Below are 6,255 nucleotides of genomic sequence, written 5' to 3'. Positions count from 1 at the left end.
AGCTGTTGCTGAAGCTGTAAAATCATCTCCTGCACAAATACTTGCCGCACTTCCTGCATCAGCTGTTGGTGCTGGACTTAACGTTACTACTACAGGCTCAACCTCATAACAACCACTTGTTGCTGTTAATTTTATATAATAAGTACCTGCACCAACTGCAGTTGGTGTAGCCAATGAACTTGTTGCTGCTGAGTTTGTCCAATAAGTAAGCGTCCCAGATGTACTACCTGCTGTTACAGATGCAACGGTAATATCAACTGTAGATGGACTACATACAGCTGTTGGGTTTGTTATTATTAAAGTTGGTATAGCATCAGCAGTAAATGTTGCACTGGTTCCAACTCCTTGCGGACTACCTGTATTAGTTGGAACCCCTTCTCCATTGACAGCCCCTTCATTTCCATTTGCTAAATTATTGCTAGGGGTTAAATCATCAATAGTAAAATTTCCACTTCCTTCAATAGCATCAAAACATCCATCATTATCTGAATCTGTGTCCAAATAATCTGGTGTTCCATCAGAATCGGTATCTAAAACAGTACAAAAGTCTAAACTAACAAACTCAATAGCTTGATAACCAGGGTTAGTAAATCCACCACCATTACCTAGATAATTTGTAACAACTATTCTTTTTACATGTGTATCGGATGATATATTTAACTGATGCTCTGGAGTATCATAAAGCGCTCCTCCAGATGGCGTAGAATATCTATTCAAAACTGAATTATATGTTAAATCGCTACCAAAACTTATATCTAACTGAACTAAAGTTCCGTTTTGATCATAAGCGACTACATTTACTTCATCTTGAAAATCATTAACATCAATATCACCAATGATAAAATTATTTAACTTAACATTCTCCGAAAAAACAAATTCAACAGAAGAGTTTTGTGTATCATCATTAGAATCTGTTCCGTCTTGCCCTAATATCAAAGTATTAGTTCCCATTGCAATAACCCCACCACCAACATTATTAAATGAGGTTAAAATATTAAGATTAATTCCAGAACCAAAAACATTAACAAAATCATGATCCAAATCTCCTGAAGTCAGACTCGGAGCTAGCGCTGTGAAGTTACCAGAATAAGATGTAACACATAGACCTTCATTAGCATCTAAAATACCATCATTATCATTATCTAAATCACATAAACTATTAATACCATCTGCATCAGGATCATAATCTGTAATAGTTCCAACTATTGCTCCATTTGTACAAGGATCGTTACCACATATTTCCAATGACACAGAGTTTAAAACTCCAATATCACTTCCAGCATCATCAGTAATTTCTAACACCCAATCACCTGATGACATTCTACCATCAAATGTTGCCAACCCAAAACTATCTTCAGGTATATAATTATCCTCAATAAAAACATCACCATTACCATTACCAGGTAAAGAATTTATTGATTCATCATCAAACAAAATATTGAAGCCATTTCCATTTCCTCCTTTATCTGTAATTATCTCTACTCTTGTACCATCAGGATGCACTAAAAATATGTCTAAATCTTTATTATGTGTATGAGTAACATCAAGTGTTATATTTACATCAGTTATTTTAACATTACTAGAAACAGTTATTGTAGTATTAAATGTTGTATTATCTAGTATTGCTGTACCAGGGGACACTGTAGTTGTACTACAAGTCTGTGAAAAAATTAAGTTAGAAAAAAGTAAAAAAACTATTGCTAGCCACAAATTTAATTTCTCGCTTAAATTTAGCTCACTAAAAAAAGACATGTAATTTTTCTCCATATTATTATATATAACATAACCCAAACAATGTTCGGGTACTATTTTTTAATCTTTTTATAAAATGTTTGAGACAATAAAAATCCCCAACACTAACATTACCAACACAATACCATTGTGTTAACATATATAGTTCGGGGGGCCAACTTAATAAGTAATACAAATATAATTATTAATACTTCTTCTCAAATATTTAGAAACTTTTTTTTTAAAAAAGTCACAAAAAAATCTTAAAAAAAAACAACTATAATTAAAATTTATTCAAAACATATTTAAAATAACTATTCACAATACAAATGAGGTGATATTAATTAATTTAATTAATAATTAAAAAAAACAAAACCAACCACACCAGCACACCATAAAAAACTGCTTAAAACAGCTTATTTTAAGCTTTAATTATTTTTTTCAAACTTTCAATTGTAAAATCAATGTCATTCTTTGTAGTTAAACCACTAAACGAAAAACGCACCGATGTTTTCTCCGCTTCTTCTTCATTTAAAAAAGCACTCAACACATGCGAACCTTTATTCGCTCCACTTTGACATGCACTTCCTCCTGAAACAGCAATTCCTGCTAAATCTAAATTAAATAGCAACATTTTATCTTTTACAGGAAAACGCACATTTAATATTGTATAACTACTTTTTTCAACATTATCAGACTCCCCATTAAATTCAACATCTTTAAAATAATACTTTAATTCATTTATAAAATACAATTTCAACTTGTTAATCCTCTCTCTATCACCCTCCATATTATCAATAGCAATTTCCAAAGCTTTTTCCATCCCCAAAATTGCATGTACATTCTCTGTACTCGACCTAACTCCTTTTTCTTGCTCACCACCATACAACATTGGCTTAACAGAAACACCTTTTTTCACATACACAAACCCCACTCCTTTAGGACCATGAAACTTATGTGCACTCGCTGCTATAAAATCAACTGGGGTGTTTTGCAAATCAATCTCATAATGCCCTATTGCCTGCACCGTATCTGAATGAAAATAAGCCTCATGCTTTTTACATACTTCCGCAACCTCTTTAATAGGTAATAAATTACCTATTTCATTATTCACATACATTAAACTGACTAATGTTTTTTCATCAGACTTACCTAAAACAGCTTCCAAGTCTTCTATTATTACAGCTCCATTCTTATTTACCCTAACATAATCTACAATTATTTTATATTTTTCTTGTAAATGCGCTACTGTTCTTAATACTGCGTGGTGTTCTACCTTAGAAGTAATAATTCTTTTCACTCCTAAATTTTGCACAGCATTATACAACACTAAGTTATCAGCTTCCGTACCACCTGCTGTAAAAACAATCTCACTTGAAGAAACATTAAAGTGTTTTGCTATATTTTTTCTAGCAGTTTCTACAGCAGCTTTAGCTCTTCTACCAAACTGATGTGTAGATGAAGGATTTCCAAAATTATTTTGCATTGATTCATGCATTATCTCAATTACCTCAAGCAACATTGGTGTTGTAGCTGCATTATCTAAATAAACTAATTTCATAGGCGCAAAAATACAATTAATTAGCGTTCTGATAAATATACACTTCTGTTGCTCCAGCTCCGTATTTTTGATATGATGCATCGTAATATTTTACTGGATAATTATTAAACAAAAACTGTAATTCTGTTTTTAAAACTCCTTCACCTACTCCGTGAATAAAAACAATTTTAGAAATTTTCTTTCGAACACAATATTCTAATTTTGCTTTTGCTGTACTTATCTGCAAATTTAAAATATCGTAATTATCTAATCCTCTAGTTGATTTCACTAATTTCTCAGCATGCAAATCAACTTCCATTACCACTTCCTTTTTATCTTTAACAAAAACAGTTTTTTTCTTCTTCTCCTTCGGATGCATTTTTTCTTTTAATAAAGAATTGTTAATATCAAGATATTTACTCAAAACATTTTGATCTTCTTCAATTCTCACCAATTCCGATCTAGAAAAACCATACACCATTCCATCTAAATCTTTAACAAAAAAGACCTCTTTCTCTATATTTATTATGATTCCTCTAATATCCGCATCGAGAACAGCTACTTTATTACCGATTTCTAAACACATCCTTAACCTTTATTTAATTAACACTTTGAATGTTAGCTTGTATTTTTGCATTGCAAAAGAACTGTAAATAAATGATAAACACTAAAAATATCAATACAAAAGTATTTTTTGAAGAAGCAAAAAAGGAAGTAGTTTTAACTAACGATCGAAAAACCTTGTTAACAAAAATTGCTACCTCAATTACTAACGAATACTTAGACAGAGATAAAATTAACCTAAACTTTATTTGCACACATAATTCTCGTAGAAGTCAATTTGCGCAAGTATGGAGTTTTTTTGCTATTGAATATTTTAATCTAGCAAACATTTATTCCTACTCTGGAGGTACTGAAACCACTTCGTTTCACAGAAACACCGTAAAAAGTCTACAAAAAACAGGTTTTGAATTTAATGTAGTTGATTTCTCTCATCAAAACCCACGCTATTTAATCTCTTTTAACAACACAAAAAAATCAATTTTAGGGTTTTCGAAAACTTATGATAACCCTCAAAATAGCTATCCATATATTGCAATTACAACTTGCGATAATGCTGATGAAAACTGCCCATTTATTCCAGATGCAATAAAACGTTTTCACTTACCCTATTCAGACCCTAAAAAATCTGACAATACTGATTTAACTCAAGAGACCTATTTACAAACTAGCAAGCAGATTGCTGCTGAAGTTTATTTTATTTTCGAATTAGTAAAAAATAACATTTAAAGAGAATTAAACTTCTGTATTTTTATCATACGGTATACTTTTTAAAATGTGGTTGATCACATTTACTCTTGCTATTGTTTTTCTGTTTGCACGAATTACTTTCCAAGGCGATTTTTTAGTATTCGTTTTAGAAAACATAGCTCTTTTGTATTTCGTATAATCATCCCAAAGCTCTTGCGCTTTTTCATCAACAGGAGTCATTTTCCATTGTTTTAATGGATTGTTTTTAATATCTCCAAATCGCTTTGCTTGCTCTTTTTTATTGATCGACATATAAATTTTCACCAATCGAATACCAGATTCCATAATCATCCTTTCAAAATCATTCACCTGATTCATAAATATTTGATATTCTTCCTCAGAACAAAATTCGTTTACAGGCTCTACTACCGCTCGATTATACCAGCTTCGATCGAAAAAAACAATTTCTCCAGCCTTAGGAAACTGCTCTACATAACGCTGAAAATACCATTGAGTTCTTTCATCCTCATTAGGCTTTGGTAATGCTATAATTCGCATATGACGAGGATTTATTCGCTCTGTAATTCTACGAATTGCCCCACCTTTACCAGCAGCATCTCTACCTTCAAAAATTATGATAATACGTTCACTTTCTTGAATTGCCCAGGTTTGCATTCGGATTAATTCTACTTGCAACTTTTTTAACTTTCGCTCGTAATCTACATAACGAATCGCTCTTTCTAAATTAAAAGATTTTGACAATAATGCTTTTAAACCCCTCGTTGAACTTAATTTATTTACATCTCTCTGAGTTAACTTTTCCATAATTAATCTAACTGTTTTACAGAACGATAATAACGCATTACAATATTCGGGTCTGGATTCAACACTGTTTGCGATTCTTCTTTCCCATCATAATTAAACTGAGATAATACATGTCGCATACACTCTACCCTTGCCTTCTTTTTATCATTTGTTTTTACAACAATCCAAGGGCTATAAGTAGTATGAGTTTTACTAAACATCTCGTCTTTATAAAAGGTATATTTATCCCATAGCTCTTGTCCTTTTTTATCTACCGGACTAAATTTCCATCTTTTTAAAGGATTATCATTTCTAGCATCAAAACGACGCAATTGCTCTTCTTTAGAGATTGATAACCAGAATTTAATAATTGTAACCCCATCTTCATATAACATATGCTCAAACTCAGGCACCTGCACTAAAAAAGTTTTGTACTGCTCTTCAGTACAAAAACCCATAACTGGTTCTACAACTGCCCTGTTATACCAACTACGATCGAAAAAAACAATCTCTCCAGGATTTGGCAATTCTTTTATATATCGCTGAAAATACCATTGCCCTTTTTCTACTACCGTAGGCTTATTTAAAGCCACCAAACGCATAGAACGCGGATTTAAATGCTCCATAAAACGACGTATACTCCCTCCTTTACCAGCAGCATCTCTACCCTCAAAAATAACTGCAACTCTTTTATTATTTTTTGCAACCCACCGCTGCAACTTCACCAACTCTATCTGCAATTTTTTTAACTCACTTTCGTAGTTTAATTTTACTTCAACTTTTTCAATTGAAATATTTTTCTTTTTTATAATCGCCAATAACTCCTCATTCGTTGACACACTTTCAAAATCAGCTATCGTAAGTTTTTCTTTTTTTTCTATCATAAAAAGCGCTATAATTATCGGAAAATTAATTCTGTCTTTTGCTAA

General features: G+C 31.9%; 6 protein-coding genes. 1 reads left to right on the top strand and 5 read right to left on the bottom strand.

Features of this window, described 5'->3' with window-relative positions:
• From H3Z83_RS09040 to H3Z83_RS09030, 3 genes are all read right to left on the bottom strand, one after another.
• Positions 1-1,767 (bottom strand): proprotein convertase P-domain-containing protein (locus tag H3Z83_RS09040; protein WP_182125156.1); only part of this gene is annotated, 1,767 nt, incomplete at its 3' end.
• Between the two features lie 385 nt (positions 1,768-2,152).
• Positions 2,153-3,292: a cysteine desulfurase family protein gene (locus tag H3Z83_RS09035; RefSeq protein WP_182125155.1), complete on the bottom strand. Its 1,140-nt coding sequence runs from the start codon at positions 3,290-3,292 to the stop codon at positions 2,153-2,155.
• 16 nt (positions 3,293-3,308) lie between these two features.
• Positions 3,309-3,857 (bottom strand): Smr/MutS family protein, encoded by a 549-nt coding sequence (locus tag H3Z83_RS09030; RefSeq protein WP_182125154.1) that lies wholly within the window; start codon positions 3,855-3,857, stop codon positions 3,309-3,311.
• Between the two features lie 71 nt (positions 3,858-3,928).
• On the opposite strand from H3Z83_RS09030, the gene H3Z83_RS09025 reads away from it, so the two are divergent.
• Positions 3,929-4,561, top strand: a complete 633-nt coding sequence (locus H3Z83_RS09025; RefSeq protein WP_182125153.1) for a low molecular weight phosphatase family protein — start codon at positions 3,929-3,931, stop codon at positions 4,559-4,561.
• A gap of 6 nt (positions 4,562-4,567) precedes the next feature.
• Here H3Z83_RS09025 and ppk2 (H3Z83_RS09020) read toward each other — a convergent pair whose 3' ends face one another.
• Entirely contained in the window at positions 4,568-5,347 is a 780-nt protein-coding gene (gene ppk2 / locus H3Z83_RS09020; protein ID WP_182125152.1) for a polyphosphate kinase 2, read from the bottom strand.
• 2 nt (positions 5,348-5,349) lie between these two features.
• Entirely contained in the window at positions 5,350-6,210 is an 861-nt protein-coding gene (gene ppk2, locus H3Z83_RS09015; RefSeq protein ID WP_182125151.1) for a polyphosphate kinase 2, read from the bottom strand.
• Between the last annotated feature and the right edge of the window lie 45 nt (positions 6,211-6,255).

Source organism: Tenacibaculum pelagium (assembly GCF_014062345.1).
In the GTDB taxonomy this organism is placed as follows: Bacteria; Bacteroidota; Bacteroidia; order Flavobacteriales; family Flavobacteriaceae; genus Polaribacter; species Polaribacter pelagius.
The sequence above is the reverse complement of the archived record's forward strand: the minus strand, read 5'-3'. Positions and strand labels throughout refer to the sequence as shown.